This is a genomic window from Nocardia sp. NPDC059240, assembly GCF_042753865.1.
In the GTDB taxonomy this organism is placed as follows: domain Bacteria; phylum Actinomycetota; class Actinomycetes; order Mycobacteriales; family Mycobacteriaceae; genus Nocardia.
The window spans coordinates 538,028-555,243 of the sequence record NZ_JBHZAC010000004.1; the positions used below are offsets into that span (position 1 = coordinate 538,028).

Annotated in this window: 18 protein-coding genes; 9 read left to right on the top strand and 9 right to left on the bottom strand. The window is 66.6% G+C overall.

Annotated features, from left to right (window positions below):
• Nucleotides 1-33 precede the first annotated feature (33 nt).
• Entirely contained in the window at nt 34-933 is a 900-nt protein-coding gene (locus ACFXHA_RS17220; protein ID WP_379357671.1) for an alpha/beta fold hydrolase, read from the bottom strand.
• Nucleotides 934-1,476: 543 nt separating this feature from the next.
• Here ACFXHA_RS17220 and ACFXHA_RS17225 point away from each other — a divergent pair.
• The 4 genes from ACFXHA_RS17225 (at nt 1,477) to ACFXHA_RS17240 (ending at nt 5,874) form a co-directional block, all read left to right on the top strand.
• A complete protein-coding gene (locus ACFXHA_RS17225; protein ID WP_379358316.1) occupies nt 1,477-2,721 on the top strand; it encodes a cytochrome P450 in 1,245 nt (414 codons plus the stop codon).
• 59 nt (nt 2,722-2,780) lie between these two features.
• Nucleotides 2,781-4,610, top strand: coding sequence for an acyl-CoA dehydrogenase family protein (locus ACFXHA_RS17230; protein ID WP_379357673.1), 1,830 nt, complete (start codon nt 2,781-2,783; stop codon nt 4,608-4,610).
• Nucleotides 4,611-4,711: 101 nt separating this feature from the next.
• Nucleotides 4,712-5,665 carry a LysR family transcriptional regulator gene (locus ACFXHA_RS17235; protein WP_379357675.1) on the top strand — a complete coding sequence of 318 codons (954 nt, stop codon included), beginning with the start codon at nt 4,712-4,714 and terminating at the stop codon, nt 5,663-5,665.
• A 77-nt stretch (nt 5,666-5,742) separates the two neighbouring features.
• Nucleotides 5,743-5,874, top strand: a complete 132-nt coding sequence (locus ACFXHA_RS17240) for a hypothetical protein (RefSeq protein ID WP_379357677.1) — start codon at nt 5,743-5,745, stop codon at nt 5,872-5,874.
• A gap of 69 nt (nt 5,875-5,943) precedes the next feature.
• Here the strand turns inward: ACFXHA_RS17240 and ACFXHA_RS17245 are convergent, their stop codons facing one another.
• Both ACFXHA_RS17245 and ACFXHA_RS17250 read right to left on the bottom strand, forming a co-directional pair.
• Entirely contained in the window at nt 5,944-6,945 is a 1,002-nt protein-coding gene (locus tag ACFXHA_RS17245; protein ID WP_379357678.1) for an alpha/beta hydrolase, read from the bottom strand.
• An 80-nt stretch (nt 6,946-7,025) separates the two neighbouring features.
• Complete coding sequence (locus tag ACFXHA_RS17250; protein WP_379357680.1) at nt 7,026-7,739, bottom strand: hypothetical protein; 714 nt, start codon at nt 7,737-7,739, stop codon at nt 7,026-7,028.
• A gap of 207 nt (nt 7,740-7,946) precedes the next feature.
• Here ACFXHA_RS17250 and ACFXHA_RS17255 point away from each other — a divergent pair, with 207 nt between their 5' ends.
• The gene (locus ACFXHA_RS17255; protein WP_379357682.1) at nt 7,947-8,888 is read left to right on the top strand and encodes a tyrosine-protein phosphatase; all 942 of its coding nucleotides are present in this window, start codon (nt 7,947-7,949) and stop codon (nt 8,886-8,888) included.
• A gap of 40 nt (nt 8,889-8,928) precedes the next feature.
• Nucleotides 8,929-9,540 carry a hypothetical protein gene (locus ACFXHA_RS17260; protein ID WP_379357684.1) on the top strand — a complete coding sequence of 204 codons (612 nt, stop codon included), beginning with the start codon at nt 8,929-8,931 and terminating at the stop codon, nt 9,538-9,540.
• A gap of 27 nt (nt 9,541-9,567) precedes the next feature.
• Here the strand turns inward: ACFXHA_RS17260 and ACFXHA_RS17265 are convergent, their stop codons facing one another.
• Nucleotides 9,568-10,110: a hypothetical protein gene (locus ACFXHA_RS17265; protein ID WP_379357685.1), complete on the bottom strand. Its 543-nt coding sequence runs from the start codon at nt 10,108-10,110 to the stop codon at nt 9,568-9,570.
• A 326-nt stretch (nt 10,111-10,436) separates the two neighbouring features.
• Here ACFXHA_RS17265 and ACFXHA_RS17270 point away from each other — a divergent pair, with 326 nt between their 5' ends.
• The 3 genes from ACFXHA_RS17270 (at nt 10,437) to ACFXHA_RS17280 (ending at nt 13,827) form a co-directional block, all read left to right on the top strand.
• Nucleotides 10,437-11,387: a LysR family transcriptional regulator gene (locus ACFXHA_RS17270; protein ID WP_379357687.1), complete on the top strand. Its 951-nt coding sequence runs from the start codon at nt 10,437-10,439 to the stop codon at nt 11,385-11,387.
• A gap of 88 nt (nt 11,388-11,475) precedes the next feature.
• Nucleotides 11,476-13,335: a glycoside hydrolase family 5 protein gene (locus tag ACFXHA_RS17275; protein WP_379357689.1), complete on the top strand. Its 1,860-nt coding sequence runs from the start codon at nt 11,476-11,478 to the stop codon at nt 13,333-13,335.
• 276 nt (nt 13,336-13,611) lie between these two features.
• Nucleotides 13,612-13,827 (top strand): heavy metal-associated domain-containing protein, encoded by a 216-nt coding sequence (locus ACFXHA_RS17280; protein ID WP_379357691.1) that lies wholly within the window; start codon nt 13,612-13,614, stop codon nt 13,825-13,827.
• A gap of 18 nt (nt 13,828-13,845) precedes the next feature.
• Here the strand turns inward: ACFXHA_RS17280 and ACFXHA_RS17285 are convergent, their stop codons facing one another.
• The 5 genes from ACFXHA_RS17285 to ACFXHA_RS17305 form a co-directional block, all read right to left on the bottom strand.
• The gene (locus ACFXHA_RS17285; RefSeq protein WP_379357693.1) at nt 13,846-14,481 is read right to left on the bottom strand and encodes a YcnI family protein; all 636 of its coding nucleotides are present in this window, start codon (nt 14,479-14,481) and stop codon (nt 13,846-13,848) included.
• 7 nt (nt 14,482-14,488) lie between these two features.
• Nucleotides 14,489-15,181: a hypothetical protein gene (locus ACFXHA_RS17290; protein WP_379357695.1), complete on the bottom strand. Its 693-nt coding sequence runs from the start codon at nt 15,179-15,181 to the stop codon at nt 14,489-14,491.
• A 27-nt stretch (nt 15,182-15,208) separates the two neighbouring features.
• Nucleotides 15,209-15,607, bottom strand: coding sequence for a copper resistance protein CopC (locus tag ACFXHA_RS17295; protein WP_379357697.1), 399 nt, complete (start codon nt 15,605-15,607; stop codon nt 15,209-15,211).
• A 250-nt stretch (nt 15,608-15,857) separates the two neighbouring features.
• The gene (locus tag ACFXHA_RS17300) at nt 15,858-16,331 is read right to left on the bottom strand and encodes a hypothetical protein (RefSeq protein ID WP_379357699.1); all 474 of its coding nucleotides are present in this window, start codon (nt 16,329-16,331) and stop codon (nt 15,858-15,860) included.
• Between the two features lie 218 nt (nt 16,332-16,549).
• The gene (locus tag ACFXHA_RS17305) at nt 16,550-17,176 is read right to left on the bottom strand and encodes a TetR/AcrR family transcriptional regulator C-terminal domain-containing protein (protein ID WP_379357701.1); all 627 of its coding nucleotides are present in this window, start codon (nt 17,174-17,176) and stop codon (nt 16,550-16,552) included.
• Nucleotides 17,177-17,216 lie beyond the last annotated feature (40 nt).

The following is a 17,216-nucleotide window of genomic DNA, read 5'->3' on the forward strand; positions in this document are numbered from 1 at the left end:
CACCTCTACTGGTCGGTCTGGTCTGACTCGAGTCTAGGAGCGAGACACCCGGGCGATGATGTCGCGGACGGCCGCCACCACCGCGTCCGGCCGGTCGACACAGAGCCGGTGGTGAAGCGTGTCGGTGAGGATGCGCTGCTCCCCGTGCTCGACCGAGTTCACCAGGGCGGCATCCATTCTCGTCTTGGCCTCGTAGACGGCCCGCAGGGTCGGCATCCGCTCGGGGTCGCCACCCAGCACGGTCAGCGCGATCACGGGCACGTCCGGAATGCCGAGGCCGATGCGCAATTCGGCGGCGAGCTCGACCAGCGTGCTCTGCTCGGCAATGCCCGAACGGATCCACTCCTCGGTCATCTTGGCGTCGAACAACTGCTCCCGCAGCTGCTTCGGATAGTCCGCGAGCGACTCGTCCGCCCACTCCCGCAGTATCGGGCGCAGCTGCTCGAGCTGGTCGGGATCCGCCGCCATCCGCTCGGTCGCGGCCAGCCCCACCGCGGCGGGCATGAAGTCGTCCCACTCGCGGTGCAGTGCGTCGAGCCAGATCAGGCCCGCCACCTCCGACGGGAACAGCTGCGCGAACCGGTGCGCGTAGAGCCCGCCGAGCGAGTGGGCGGCGAGGACATACGGACCGGGAATGTCGCAGGCGCGCAGGAGTTCCCGCAGTTCCGTGGCGACGGCGGCCGCGGTGCGCGGCAGCGGGAGATGATCGCTGAAGCCGGTACCGCAGCGGTCGTACACCACGGCCGTGCTGAATTCCGAAACCCCTTGCTGAACAGCGAAATAGTCCAGCCCGACCGCGCTCGCGCCGGACAGGAACACGACGGCCGGGCCCCCGCTGCCCGCCCGGTGCACGAAGATCCGTCGGCCGTCGATCTCGATGAATCCGCCGATGGGCGGGGCTACCCGGGTGCGGGAGATGTTGTTGTTCGTCATGCGGCAACCCTCCAACCTTGACGCAGGGTCAAGGTCAAGCCCACCGCCCGACATTTCTTCACGGTGGGATCGCAGCGACATGCGCGCGATCCATGTCGTGAACACTTGGCGACATACCGTTGAACGTCGATGCTCGCGTCGAGCCGGCTTCGACCACCCTTGACAAGTCGGTGGGGGCCATCACATTTCGCGCCGCGCCTGTCAGCGGCTCGTGCAGCCCTCGAGTTGAGAGACTTCGGCCTGCGTAGGTCACAGTTTGGGGCTACCATTGCACAGTGTTCGAAACATGTTATAGCAAAACATGTTTGGTGAATTGGCCCCTCCCAGACATGCGAGCCTTGCGCTGCCCTGAGCGTGGAGTGCCGATGGCGGCCTGAACACTGCACGGACGTATTCCGCTGCACAGCAAACTTATACATCTCGCCGAGGCTTCTCAACAGCAAAGAGCTCGTGCCGACGACGGCTTCCGCGATGACTGGCGGATCGGTGCCTTCTCACCCGCCGCTGACTGATCTCTGAAGGAGATGAACCCAGGTGAATCCGCTGCAGGCGCCTGCCGGTGAGGCAGATGAGGCGTACTCGTCGATCGAGGCCCTCGGGCCGCGAGTGCCTCTGCATGCTCCCGAATTCGCCGCCGACCCGCATGCCGCCTACCGGGCCATGCGCAGCCACTATGGATCTCTGGTTCCGGTCGAGCTGTCACCGGGTGTACCCGCGACCCTGGTCATCAATTTCCACACCGCCGTGGCGATTCTGAACGACCCCATGCGTTTTCCCGCGGATCCGCGGCCCTGGCAGGCAACCATTCCCCCGGATCTGGCGTTTCTGCCGATGGTGGAGTGGCGGCCCAACGCGCTGCGGTCCGACGGCGCGGTGCACGCCCGGTACCGCACCGCGACCAGCGAAGCCCTGGCCGACCTCAACCTGCACGATGTGCGCGCCGCGGTGGAACGCATCGCGGGGCCGCTCATCAGTGAGTTCTGCAATACCGGCAGCGCCGATCTGATCAGCCAATACATTCTGCCGCTGGTGTTTTCGATGATCAACCACGTGCTCGGCTGCCCGCCGGAGATCGGTCAGCGGGTGGCCGCGGCGAGCGCGGCGATGTTCGAGGGCGTGGACACGGCCACCGTCAACACGATGCTCAACGAGGCCTTGCTCGAGCTCGCCCAGCTCAAACGCGAGACGCCGGGCGGTGACGTCACCACACGGCTGGTGCAGCATCCGGCGGAACTGACCGATGTGGAGATGATCCACCAGCTGGTCACGCATTACTCGGCGGGCGTGGAGATTCCACAGAATCTGATCGCCAGCACGTTGCTGCTGATGCTCACCGATTCGCGGTTCGTCGCGAACAGCGCCGGATTCCAGCCCCCGACCGGTAGCGCGATCGACGAGGTACTCGCCAGCGACCCGCCCTTGGCGAACTACTGCCTGTCCTATCCCCGTCAACCCATCCTCGTCGACAAGGTGTGGTTGCCGGCCAACCAGCCGGTCGTCATTTCCTTGGCGGCCTGCAACAACGACCCCGCCATGAACAACGGCGACTATGCGCGCAACGGCTGGAATCTGGCGTGGAGTGCGGGTCCGCACGCCTGTCCGATGCAGGCCCGCGCCGCCTCCGTTCTCATTGTGCAAGAAGCCATCGACCAGCTCCTGGACGCCCTGCCCGAGATGCGGTTGGCGGTGTCGCCGCAGGAGCTGGTGTGGCGGCCGGGACCGTTCCACCGCGCGCTGACGACGCTACCGGTCGTCTTCCCCCCGTCCCCCCCTCTGCGCTACAGCTGAGGGGTTTCCATTGGATATAGCGGTTGCCGACGACCTCGGCAGCCCGGGAGTGGTGCAGCATGACAACGCAAGATCTGTTCTCCGATCAAGTTCCCGCCGAACGGGTTCCCACGGCGTCGCCCGTGTGGACCGAGTACGCCCCGACTGTCGCTGCGCTGCAGCAGGTTATATTCGGAAAGCACATAGCACTGCACACCCGAGTCCGTGACCTCGTGGTCGGACTGTCCGATCTTCCCCGTTCCGGTGCCACCTACGGCCAAGAAGCCACTTACGCACCCGATCTGCTGCGCGCGGTGATCGCGGGGCTCGGTCGGCCCGCGCGCGATATCGCTGCCGACACCCAACTGCGGGGTGCGCTGTGCGACTGGGCGCAGGTTGCCTCGCCCCGGCTGCTGCTGGTGCTCACCGGGCATTTCGATCTCGCCATCGGCGCGATCCTCGCGCTGGGCAACCAATCGCAATATCAGCAGGACTGCCTGGCCGAACTGGATTCCGGTGCCGCGCTGGGCGTTTTGATGCTGACCGAGCTGGGCGGAACCAACGGCGCCGATCAGCAGACCACGGCCACGTGGGATCCCACCATCGACGGTTTCCTGCTGACCACCCCGTCGGCGGCGGCGATCAAGTTCATGCCCAATGTCGCCGACCCCGCGACTTCGAAGACCGCGGTGGTCACCGCGCGGCTGATCGTCGACGGCAAAGATGAAGGCGTGCTGCCGTTTCTGCTCAAACTGCGCACCGCGGACGGGCTGGCCGAGGGAGTGGATGTCGTGCCACTACCCGACAAGGGATCGGCACCGATGGACCATGCGATGATCCGCTTCACCAATGTCCGGCTGCCGCGTGCGGCACTGCTCGGTGGCGATTGGGCCAGTATCGACGCCGCGGGACACTTCGACTGCGCGCTGCCGCCGCGGCGCCGATTCCACGAGGCGGTCGCGGTACTCGGCAACGGTCGGCTCGATCTCGCCAACGCGGCCATCGCGAGTGCTCGCGCCGCCCTGACCGGACTGGTCAACTACACCCGGCAGCGCCGCCCGGGCGCCGGGATCCTGATGGCCGACCGCGACGCGGTACAGCGTGAGCTGGTCTCGGCGGTGACCACGGTGTACGCCACCAGCGCGCTGGGCCGCCGCATCCGCGATATGCGCGCCGACGACGCTTCCGCCGATCCGGCCCACGCGATGTGGTCCATGCTGGCAAAACCCTTGCTGTCCAACACCGCTCATCAGGTACTGCTGATGTGCCGCCAGCGCGCGGCGGCCCAGGGGGCGCTGCGGATCAATCACCTGCTCGACTGGATCGGCAACCTGGAAGCCATCATCACCGCCGAGGGTGAGAACCAGATCCTTCAGGTCACCGCAGGAAAGCGCGCCGTCGACGGTCCACCCCTGCGCTTGCCCGGCGCCTCCGGACAGCTGCCCTGGTACATCGATCTACTCGACAAACGAGAACGCGCGCTGTCCGCGGATCTGCGCGACGGCACGTTCTTGTCCAACGGCGTTGCGCCGGGGCCCGACTCGGCGGCAATCGAACTTGCCACCGCGATCGCCGAACGCCTCGCGGCAACGGCGCTGTACTCCGCCGTGCAGACCGCGAGCGATCCGACCGCTCGACTACTCATCGCATCCGCGGCCGCGGCCTACGGGCTGGACCGTATCCACACCCGAGCCGCGTGGTACATCTCCCACGGGCACTTGACGCCCGACCGCGCCGCCGAGCTCGCGGCCGAACTACACCGCCACCACCGCACCCTGATCCCCAATCTGGCAACCCTGGTGGCTGCGTTCGCCATCCCCGCCTTGCCTGGTCCCATCTTCACGACCGACTACATCCGCGCCTGGCAGGACCATGCGGGCTGGGACGACACGAGCTTCACCGACCACTGACACCGTCGACTGTTCCGGTACTGCCACGAAATTGCTGACGTACCGGAACAGTCTGTTAAATCGTCATGTTTCAAATCTCTGACCAGCCTAAGCTGCGTCGTATGGAAGTTCACACCCGGCAGTTGCAGTACTTCATCGCGGTGGCGGAGGAGTTGAGCTTCACCCGGGCCGCACAGCGGCTGCACGTGTCACAGCAGGGTTTGAGCACCCAGATCAAACAGCTGGAACACGAAATGGGCGTCACACTGTTCTCGCGGACGACACGGCACGTGGAGCTCACCGCGGCCGGCGCCGGATTCCTGCGACACGTCCGGGATGCGCTGACCAGCTTGAGTTTCGGGGCCGAGGAGGCGCGGGCGGTGCAGCGCGGCGAGAACGATCGGCTGGTGCTGGGGTGTCTCGAAGGGGCGGCGCTGACACTGACCGAGCCGATTCTGGCCGCCTTCCGGGCGGCCCATCCCGAGGTGACGATCGAGTTCACGCACTTCACCTACGACACCCCGTCCGCCGGTCTGGCCGATGGACTGGTGGATGTCGCCTTCGTGCGCCGGCCGTTCGCCGATGAGGGGCTGCGCTTCGAGCCGTTGTTCACCCAGCCGCTGATGGCGATGCTGCCCGCACATCATGTCCTCGCCGACCGCACCACGGTGACGGTCGGCGAGCTACTCGATGACCCGATCCTCGCGTCGGGGCCCGCCGATCCGGTATGGAATGCCTTCTGGCGGTTGGAATCCCATCGTGCCGGGCGCGCCGCCCCGGGCGTCCTCCCGGTGAAGACGCTGCTCGAGGAGCTGCATCAGGTCGCGACCGGCGCGGGTATCGCGATGACGGTGCCGTGCGCGGGCTGGATCCGTTTCCCCGGCGTCCGCGTCATCCCGATCTCCGACGCCACCTCGAGCGAGGTCGCCGTATGCTGGCGCGCCGCGCACCAGACCCCGCTGGTGCGGTCCTTCGTCGAGGTCGCCCGGCGGGTGCGCGCCGCGAATCCGGAGCTGATCGCCCGGCTCGAGACACCGCACCGCCGGGTCCGCGACACCAGCGCCGTTCCCGCTTGAATTCACAACCACTCGTTGTCGATCATCCTCCACAATTGATTTCTATTCTTTTCCCTTGTGCAATAACGTTTTTCGAGGTGAGCACAGAGCTCATTCGAAAACGTGAAGGAGAAGAACAAATGGGTTCCGTCGCCAATTTCCTCTTGGATGCTCTCATTTCGCAGCTGACCAAGCAGCTGCTGAGCGGCTCCGGCGGCAGCAAGTCGTAATTCCCTCGCTCCCATGGGCACGGAAAGGGCCCGGAACCAACAGGTTCCGGGCCCTTTCGAACGATCACGTTATTCCGTGCCGAGCGCGGCCGCCAGCAGCGGCCAGGAATTGTGAATGTCCTGCTGCCAGTAGGCCCAGGTGTGGGTACCGGCGGGCCGGAAGTCGACCTGCGCCGGAATATCCAGGGCCGCGAGGCGATCGGCGAGCTGATGGGTGCACGCGTTGGTGGCGGCCTCGATCATGCCGCCGAGCACCAGTTGATCCGCCTTGGTGATCACCTGGTCGGGTGTGGGCGCCGCGCCCAAGCTCTCGGCCGGTCCGGGCAGACCGGTGCCGCTGGACAGATAGATCGCCTTGCCTCGCAGGCTGTCCGCGTTCAGCACGGTGTCGTGCGCACGCCAAGCCGGATCGTCATCCGGACCCCACATGTTCGCGGGGTCGGCGTCGCCGCGGCCCAGCACCAGCCGGATGTAGGCCCGCCCGGCGGGATCGGAGGTGGAGGCGCAGCCGCTGAAGGCGGCGACCGCGGAGTAGACGTCCGGTGCGGCCGTCGCGAGGTCCAGGGCCGAGGTGGCCGACATGGAAACGCCCGCAATCGCATTCGCGCCGGAGGTGTGCAGGGCGGCATCGATGATGGGCGGCAGTTCCCGGGTCAGGAAGGTCTCCCAGCGGTTGCGGCCCAGCGTGGGATCGTCGCGCTGCCAGTCGGTGTAATAGGAGAACTCGCCGCCTACCGGTGTCACCACGTTCACGTTCTTCTTCCAGAGGAACGCGACGATATCGGTCCGGCTGTACCAATTGGTGATATCGGTCCCGCCACTGGCGCCGTTGAGCAGATACAGCGTCGGCGCGTTCGGCCGGCCGGCGAGTACCTGCAACGGGATGATTCGTTGCATGGCAGCCGAATACACGTAGAACATCTCCTGCCGCTGCCCCTCGCGATCGATGTGATCGAGATGGGAGGCGACCTCGGCCTGCGACGTCTGTAGCGCACCCGGGGCGACATAGAGCAGCGCCGCCAGCGCCGTGCACGACACGACCAGCGACGAAAGGGACCGCGTTCGCGACACGACCGACTCCTGGGAAGAAAGGGGTCCTGGGCCGCGCCGGCCGCGCGCACGTCGCGGCCCAGGAGTCTGGGGACGGTGACTCAACTGCCCATCAGGCGCTTGATCACATTGGCGATGGTGTCGGTCACCGAGCCGGTCGAGCTGAGCTGATTCTGCGAGGATCCGAAGCCGCCCTGGTCGAGGCTGCCCAGCAGGGCCTCACCGGGATTCGCGCCGCGACCGGTGAAGCACACGCCCATGCTCGGCTGGTTGGAACCGACGCCGACGGTGCCGCCGACGCCGATGCCACCGCTGAGGACCTGCTGGCCGTCGGTGACGGACGACGGCACCAGGTAGGTGAACTCAGCGGTGACCGGATTGCCGGAGTTCACGAACCAACCGGTTCCGGTCACCTGCCAGCCGCCGGAGTCCGGCTCCGGCGTCACCTCGGCGGGCTGCTCACCCTGCCCGAAGTGATACGCGGTGACCACGACCTTGGTCGGCTTGTCGAATCCGGGCGGCGGAAAGTCGGTGATCCGATTGACATACGGATTGCCGATGCTGGTGGTGCCGACCACGATCTTGTAGGTGACCAGGGTTCCCGGTGCGGCCGTGGTGGTTTCAACCGTCTTGTCGTATTTGTGCGTGATCCAGGCGCTGCTGATGCCGGGGTTGTAGTCGACATGCTGGGTCTGGACGCAGTCCGGGGAGCCGGTGTCCGCGACGGCGGGCGCGGTGCCGAGCACGATGCCCGCCCCGGACATCGCCAGGGCCGTCGCCGCGATTCCGGCAGCCGATTTCGAGGTCTTACGCATGATTCCTTCCAACGGTCCCGGGAGAAACACGGAACCGATTACCGGTGAGCCGAGGGGAATTCGAGCATTCGCTCACGACGGAGACGCTAGAGCACAACGTAAGAGAACTTAAATCCTATTTTCGGAGCCATTGACAACGTGGCCTTGTCAATGGAAACGGAACTACTGTTTCTATTCGATCCTCGTGGCCCACTAACTTTTTCGAACATGTCACCACGAAGATCACGCCACGCCGGCACCGCGGCCGTGGCACTCGCCGGAATGCTCGCGCTCGGTGCGACCCTGGCGGACGCACCCGCCTCGGCGCAGCCCGCCGATATCGCGTCCGGATCCGGTTCCGGCTCAGGGAGTCTCGGCTCATCGGGGTCATCGGGGTCAACGGACTCCGGATCCGGCGCGGCGAACGATCCGGTGTCGACGCTGCCCGCCCCGGCCGTGACCGCACTGCGGCTCGACGGCGCGGCCAATTTCCGCGATATCGGCGGCTACCGCACCTCCGACGGACACACCGTGCGCACCGGTGTCGCCTTCCGCTCCAACCGGCTGGCCGGGCTCACCGACGCCGACCTGGCCAAGCTGACGACTGCGGGCATTGCGCTGGATGTGGACCTGCGCAACGGATCCGAGCGCAGTAGCGCGCCGGACCGGGTGCCGACCGGCGCGCAATACAAGGTCGCCGACGTGGTGAGCTTCGACAGCGGCGTCTCGTTCCACGAGTTCCCGGTGATCACCCTGGGGCGTGGCGTGATCGACGGCCTGATCAACGGCTCGTCCGATCTCGTCCAATCGGTCGACTATCCGCTCATGGTCGATTTCCACGGCTCCGACGTCGCGTTCGGCACCCTGCTGCGGTCGCTCGCCGCGAATCCCGGTGCGACGGTGTATCACTGCACCTCCGGCAAGGACCGCACCGGCTGGGCCACCGCGGTCCTGCTCACGCTGCTCGGCGTGCCACGCGATGTGGTGAACGCCGATTACCTGGCCAGCAATACCGAACTCGGCGACCCGAAGTCGGTCCAATTGTCCTGGCTGGAAGCGGCTTTCGGCGAAGTCGACCGACTCTACGGCAGCGTCGACATATACGTGCGCGACGGGCTCGGCCTGGACCAGGCCACCATCGACGCGCTGCGGGCGAAGTTCCTCGCCTGATTCTCACGTTGTAACTACAAGAAGCACAAAGGAATTCACCATGGCAAGACGCGCAATGACACGCACCGCCGGGACCACCGCCGCGGCGATCGGGGTCCTGGCCCTGATCGGCAGCGGCACGGCCGGTGCCGCTCCCGCCACCCTCACCTGGAACAACAATGGCACCCAGTACACCCACACGGTCAGCGACGGCACCCCTGCCGTGGGTGAAACCATCACCGTCACAACGACGTTGTCGCGCACCCAGGACCCCGATGAGACCTACGATTGGTTCAAGGATTTCCATCCCTCGTGCCTGACATATGTGACCGGTAGCGCCACGGTGACCGATTCCACCGGCACCCATCAGGTCGAGCCCTACCTGCAGATCGATCCCAATTTCATCGCAGGCGACTTCACCACCGCCGGATTGAAGCTGGTCGCCAAGGCCGGCAGTACACCGTCGCCGACCTTCAGCGCGCAATACCAGGTCGGCTCGTGCACGCCCGGTACCGCGCTGAACACCGGCATCGCGTACCTCTCGAGCGCCGGTCAATCGGACTTCTCCACCCGAGGCCCCTCGATCACCGTCGGCGGCACCCCCGGCGGCGGCACCGGCACCGGCAGCAGCAACCTGACCTCGCTGCTCGGCGGCTTCGGCTCGAGCAAGTAGCACCCGGACCGCCGCACACGACGGCGGTCAGCGCAGACATCTGCGGTCCGCGATCTCCTCACTCAACGCGTAGGAGATCGCGGCCGCTTCATGTTCGGCCCAGACGCCGAAGTCGGGGTAGCGCAGATCGATTCCGGCGGTGCAGTCCCAGCAGGCGCTCGGGCCGACACCCGGTTCCGCCGGGAACAGCATCATGATGAATCGCGGTGCGACGGTGGTCTTCCCGACGAGCACCCGGCGATACCCGGCGGGCACGGCGAGCGTTCCCGGCGTCTCGTGGGCGAAGTACGCCTCGGCGAACGCCGAGTCCCGCCGCCATTTCTCACCCGCCGCGTAATCGCCGCTGCCGTACAACTGGATGGTCCCGAACCGGGGCCATCCGTCGCAGACCCGCAGGAAGTCCCGGAACGCGACATCGAAGTACACACCGAGACGCCGCTCTGCCGCCGCCAGCGCGGCCTCGGCGGCCGGCGGGTTGGGCGGCATGGCAAGCCCCGGCTCGCCCAAGCGTTCCGCTGCCCCGTATTGCACCGCGTAGAGCGACCCCACCAGGGAATTCCAATTCGTCATAGATCCTGACGCCGGGGACGATTGTCGATGGTGAAAAGAAGTCGGCACCGCTGGCTGTCCCCGGCTCCTCGCTACGATGGCCAGCGGTGCCGACGTTGCCTCGACACCACTCGAGGCGAGCGCGAGCCCGAACGGGAAGCGGGGCTCGCACATCTGAACCGGCCGTCGCACCGCGACACCGGCAATAGGCTCTGAAAACGCTAAAGGACCGCGAGGTGCAAGAGAAATCATTCTTCGCGGGCAATTCACAAGGCTGATTTGTCAATGAATGGGACTGTTCGACGAGAAGGTCCGGTTCCGGCCGGCCTCGACCTAGACTGCGCGCCATGGAAGTTCACACCCGCCATTTGCAGTACTTCATCGCGGTTGCGGAGGAGCTGAGCTTCACGCGGGCGGCGCAGCGGTTGCACGTGTCGCAGCAGGGTCTGAGCACCCAGATCAAGCAGCTGGAGCACGCGATGGACGTGGTGTTGTTCTCCCGGACCACGCGCAATGTCGAACTCACCGCGGCGGGAGCGGTGTTCCTACAGGATGTGCGCGGTGCGCTCACCGGGCTGGATGTCGCGATCGAGCGGGCGCGGTCGGTGCACCGGGGTGAAAAGGACCGTCTGGTATTGGGCGCGTTGGAGGGCGCGGCCCTGACCCTGACCGAGCCGATTCTCTCGGCCTTCCGTCAGCGTCATCCCGGAATCTCGGTGGAGCTGCGCCACTTCACCTACGAGGACCCGTCGGCCGGACTGGCCTCGGGTGCGGTGGATGTGGCCTTCGCCCGCCGCCCCTTCCTGGACGTGGGGGTCCATTTCGAGCCGTTGTTCGCCGAACCGCTGATGGTGATGGTGCCGGCCGATCACCGGCTGGCCGGGCGCACCGAGGTGTTCGCGCACGAGTTGCTCGGGGAGCCGCTGCTCGGGGCCGTCACCACCGATCCGGTGTGGAATGCCTTCTGGGAGTTGGACGCCTTCCGTGACGGGGTCCCCGCGCCGGTGGTGTCACGGTCGAATTCGCTGCTCGAGGAGCTGCACAAGGTGGCCACCGGGGTCGGGGTGGTGCTCACCGTGGCGTGTGCGCGCTGGATCCCGTTCCCGGGTGTGCGCCTGCTGCCGATCGCCGACGCTCCGCCCAACGAGGTGGCGGTCGGCTGGCGCGGGGCACACGAATCGGCGCTGGTCCGTTCGTTCGTCGAGGTCGCCCGCAGTATCCGGGACACGCACCCGGATCTGGTCGCCCAGCTACAGCAACCGGATTTCACGGATTGCACTGTGCCGCCCCATCTCTGATCGGACGGCGACAGTCACAACCAGAGGTTGTGAATGGATCCGGAAGTTTGATTTCTCTTCGAATCCCGCACCTCTTAACTTCTTTGAAATGAGGGCATTCACCATTCTCCTACTGGCCGCGGGGCTGCTCCTGGCCCCCACGGCTCATTTCACTCCGCCGGCGCAGGCCGCGCCGACCGGGTTGAAGGGTCCGCTGAGTACCCGCGGCCGGTACATCGTCGACACGGCCGGGAATCGGGTGAAGCTGAAGTCCGGCAACTGGCACGGGGCCAGCGGCACCTGGACCGGGAGCGGGGACGACGACGATCCGGCGAACAACTTCGCCCAGGAGACCGGCCATCGCGCGCCACTGGGCCTCGACCGCGTCCCGCTCGACAAGATCGTGCAGGACTTCAAGGCCTTGGGGCTCAACAGCGTTCGGCTGCCGTTCTCCAACGAGATGATCACCGACTACCGGCCGGTCCAGGGGTTGACCGCGAATCCGGCGCTCAACGGCCTGACGCCGCTGGGGATCTACGACCGGGCGGTGGCCGCGCTCACCGGCGCGGGGCTGGGAGTCATCCTCAACAACCACACCACGACCACGCGCTGGTGCTGCGGCGTCGACGGCAACGAACGCTGGAATTCCGGGCAGGACACCGACACCTGGGTGAGCGACTGGGCCTTCATGGCCGACCGCTACAAGTCCGATCCGGGGGTGATCGGGGCGGATCTGCGCAATGAGGTGCGGCGCGACACCTGGGATAATCCCAACTGGGGACTGGGCGACAGTCACGACTGGGAGGCGGCCGCGCATCAGGCGGCCGATCGGATCCTGCAGGACGCCAACCCGAATCTGCTCATCATGATCGAGGGCGTCAACTGGTCCGGCATCCCGACCGATCTGACCTGGCATCAGCGCCCCATGCTGCGTGACCTGAAGTCGTTGTCGGAGACGCTGGTTCGCTCGCACAAGCTGGTCTACTCGGTGCATTTCTACGGCTATATCGGCCCGAACCACACCGGCGGGACCGGCCTCAGCGGCGGCGAGACCCATGATCCCCGCTTCCGGGACATGTCCCGCGACGACCTGTTCAAGTCCATGGACGAACTCGCGGGGTATGTGGCCACCACGGCGGATCAGCATTTCACCGCGCCGGTGTGGGTGAGCGAGTTCGGAATCGGCAAGGGTGCAACAGGTTTGGACAAGGCCTGGTTCCCGAACATGGTCGACTACCTGATCAGCCGGGACCTGGACTTCGCCTACTGGCCGATCGTCGGTTTCCAGCATCAGGACCAGGGCAATGACTGGGGTCTGCTGCGCTACGACACCGACGGCAGCAAGCGCAGCGTGCTGGACGCCGACGACTGGCGGGGCGCACAGGTGCAACGCCTGCTGGCGGCCGATGGCAAGACCGGCCAAATCGCGCCGGTACGAGCCTGGTCCATGCTCAACGCCATTCATGACGACGACAACGCATCACTGCGGGCCGCGGCCGATTGGGATTCGGGCGCCCACAAGCTCACCTGCCCCGACGATCAGCGCCTGATCGGAATCAGCGCGACCGGCCAGGGCGGCCTGTGCACCGATGCCACCGAAGGCGACCTGTGGCAGCCCGGCACCACCGCGACCAAGGTCTCCGACGAGAAGGTCACCACCGACTGGGCCAACGGCTTCACCAAATACCAGTGCGCCGAAGGACAATTCATGATCGGCTACAGCCTCCGCGGCGACGCCACCTCCGCGGTCCTCTGCGCCCCCGCCCGCATCCCCCTCGCAGGCGCGGCCCGCACCGTATGGGACGACAAGGGCGACAACCGCCCGTCCTCCGGCGAAGGCGGCGACTACGCGAACGGCTACTACAAGGGCCAATGCAACGCCGACGAGTACGCGGCGGGAATCGCCTTCTCCTGGGCCAACTCCCGCCACGCCCACCCCGACGCCCTGTACTGCCGCAAGCTCCACTAACCCCCCGGGGGATTAACAACTCCCCCTTGTGAACCGCACAGAAACTAGTGTTTCAGTCCCATACCATCCCGCCCTAACATTCTCCGAGTCGACACCGCCGCCACCCGGCCTGAGCCCCCGGGTGGCGGCGGTGTCGGCCCTTCCCGCATCGACCGGTGCGTCGGCTTTGATAGCAGATGCACATGGGGCGCAGTAGGATCGGGGACGGGTCGGCCCGGGTGGTCGGTGTGGATCCCGCGAGTGGCCCGGCTCATTTCTTCTGACTCGGGAAGTGTCATGTCGAAAGCCACATTCTCCGTTGACGGACTGCATTGCCAGGGGTGCGTCCGGACGGTCGAGGAGAGCCTCTCGGTGCTGGCGGATGTTCGGTCGGTCAGTGTCGATCTCGACATCAAGGGCGTGTCGAGGGTGACCGTCGAGGCCGATCGGGAACTGCAGGCGGACGAGGTGCAGAAGGCGCTGGATACCGGGGGCAACTTCAGCGTCGTCTGAACCTCGTCCGCCCGTTCGTCAGGCGCGGCGGCGGGCCAGCAGGCCCGTGCCACCCAGGGCGAGTACCCCGAGACCGAGACCCGCACCACCCAGCCAACGGGCGGTGGTGTCGGACTGCGTGGCGGCGGCCGGAGCGGCGTTGCCGCCCTTGGATCCCTTGGCCGCCAACGTGAGCGTCGGAACCGGGCGTTCCGGCTCGGTGCCGTCGGGGTTGCCGGCCTGATCCCACTTCACGACCTCGCCGTCGGCGTAGGTCTGGGTCGCGGGCAGGGTCAGCTTGTCCTGGTCGGGCAGATCGTCGACGAGGACCTGGAATTGGCCGAACTGGCCCGGGGCGATGCCCGCGCCGGGATCGGCGGTCCAGGTCACGGCGGTCACCTTCCCGGCCGTGTCCTTGGTGACGGTCGACTTCCAGCCGGGCACGGCCTGGGTGTCGACCTCCAGCAGCGCGGGGAACTGCACGGTCAGTGCGGTACTCGCGCTATTGGTTCCGGATTCGTTGGGCACCCGGAAGGTCAGGACGGCGTCCCCGGAGCGGGTCGCGCCCGGCGCGGAGACGGTGACATGGGCGGAGGCGATACCCGCGCCCGCGAAAAGAGCGGTGACGCCGACGGCGGCCGTGACGGCCGCCCGCGTGCGGAACGACTGAGACATCCGCGGATCAATTCTTGGCGGCGTTGAGGGTGTTGTACATCTGGATGACGCTCACGACGGTCACCGGAATGCCCAGTGCCAGTGTGCCGATGGCGGTGCCGAGGCCCGCGCCCACACCCGCGCCCGCGAGGCAGCCGCCGGGCGCGCCGATGATGAACACCGGCGGCATCAGTTCGGTGCCGACGACCGCGCCCGCGATGCAGCCGCCCGCCAGGCCGATGGCCGCGCCGACCATGCCGCCGATGGCGGTGGCCAGGCCGATCTGGGTGCCCGCCACGCTCAGCGCGTCATTGAAGTCGTCCTGGGAGAAGACCGGCTTCAGCGGCTGGTCGACCGCGACGGCGGCGGCCGGGTCGGTGCTCGGGGTCAGCGTCACACCGTGGCCGTCGGCGTCGACCTGGGCGGCGATCGGCCACTGCTTGCTGTCCACGTTGTAGGTCAGCGGCATGCCGAAGGCCAGGTTGCCATTGCCGTCGAGCACCTCGAACTGGGTGCCGCGCACATTGATCCGGCCCGCGTCGGTGCGCAGCACCACGGAGTGGTCGACCACATTGGCGGTGTAGTGGATGCCGGGGGCGATATCGGTGCTCACGGTCGAGCCCGGCTTCTCGGCGGGGACATCCGCGGCAGCGGTGCCGGCGGCGACGGTGAGGGAGGCGATCGCGAGGGTGGCGACGGCGGCGAACTTCATGGTCTTCATCAGGTGTCCTTAAAAGGGAAGTCGTTATTACTGAGCGGGGGCGGCGTCAGCGGGTGGGGCGACGGTGAAGCTGCGCTGCCCCTCGACCACGTGGCCGTCCTTGGACGTGATTACGAACTTGGTGGTGTAGACCCCGGCCGGGCCCTGCGGCGCCAGAGCGATGCTGAGCGAGCGGCCGTCGACCTGGACGTCACCCTGCGACCAGACGTTGCCGTCGGGTCCGGTGACCGTCAGCTGCGGATCGTCGACCTTCTCGTTGAAGGTGATGCTCACCTGCGCCGGTTCCGCCGCCACGACGTCGCCGTCGCCCGGCTCGGAATGGGTCACGTGCGAATGCGCGTCCGCCACACCGGTGCTCAGCACCAGCGCTCCCACGAATGCGGCGGCCAGCAGGGTGACTCTCGACCTGAATTTATTGCTCGACAAGACAGTTCCTTTCCACCCGGCATCGAATTCCGATTTCCGGGCAGCATGAATTCGTATTGCGCGCAGCACAAAGGAACGGTCGGGAATGGGGACCGTTTACGCTGCGCAATCGACGGCGACAGTTCGCCGCAATTCATTACCGAATGTCTTCCGCCGCGGCGGTACAGGCTGTGACGGGCACAGACACCGGCCGGGGCGGGTGCGGAGCAGCCTCGGGCAACACGCGAATCCCGGTGGGATCAGCGCGTGTTCAGGAGGCGAGGAGGGTGGGTGGTCCGCGCAGGGTGATCGCGCACAGCAGATCGGCGCGATGCCTCCGGGCGATGGCGCGCGCCGCGAGCACCACCCGATCACGGTCGGCGGGAAGCGGATCGAACCGGCTCAGCAGCGTCCACAACACGCGGGAAACCGCTGCGTAGAGCCGCTCCACGGCGGTGATCAGCAGGACGCACAGCACGGTGGCCGCGATATGGGCGGTGAGCATCGCTGCGCCCGTGGCACCGAGGCCCTCGGGTGTCCCGTGCGGATGCGCCGGACCGGTGGCCACGGTGAGCGCGCTGTGCACCAGCAGTTGGCCGGTACCCAGCGCCGCGAACAACCGCACCGGGCCGCGTCCGGCGGGCGAACCCACCGCGGCCCCGACGGCCCCGCTGATCAACAGCAGTAACGCCAGTGCCGAGGAATGCGGAAGTTCGCCCTCGAATCCGTGTGCGGCGATTGCCAATAGCCCGCACAGAATTCCAGCGAGACCGCCTCTGACTTGATCGCGCGACGGGTCACCAGCGCAAACACGTGACACCATTGACGACAACCTTCACAGCGGCGAACAGAAAACGGGCGGGATTCGCGCCGACTATATCCGGTCAACCGCGCCGAGTGGAAATCCCGAAGCGAATTTTCGGTGCCGAATCACACTGTCCGACAATAATTTCCGAATGGAAGTTATTGCCGACGGAGGTGGTCCGCGAGCCCGAGGAGGAGAAGGTCCGTGCCGCCGCGGAATTCGTCGTCGGCCGACAGTTCCCGCGCCTGTGCGGCCGTCTCCACGAGGAGAGGGAATTCGGTGGGCGGTAGTTCGGCGATGGCGGCCGTGCCGGGGCCGGTGAGGGCGGCGTAGTGCTCGTTCTGGAGGAAGCCGAGGACGAAGTCGACTATCGAGCGCTGGGCGATGACTCGGTCACGGCCGGTGAAACCGGCTGTGGTGAGGGCGGTCAGCATGGCCTCGATCCAGCGCATGGTGGCGGGTGAGGCCTGGCGGTATCGCAGGACCAGGGGGACTGCGGCCGGGTGGGCGGAGACGGCGGCGCGCAGTCGGTCCAGCAGGACGGCTACCTGGTCGCGCCAATCGGAGTCCGGCGGCAGGGTGACGTCGATCGCGTCGAGAACCGTGTCGGCGACCAGGATTTCCAGCTGTTCGCGGTCGGAGACGTAGCGGTACAGGGCCATCGTGGCCATCTGTAGTTGCTGAGCCACCGCGCGCATGGTGAGTGCGGGCAGGCCGTCGCGGTCGATCACCACGAGTGCGGCCGTGGCGAGATCGGAGCTGGTCAGCGACTTCGGGCGGGGCATGGATTGACAGCGTACAAGATACGCGCATACTCGGTGTAGG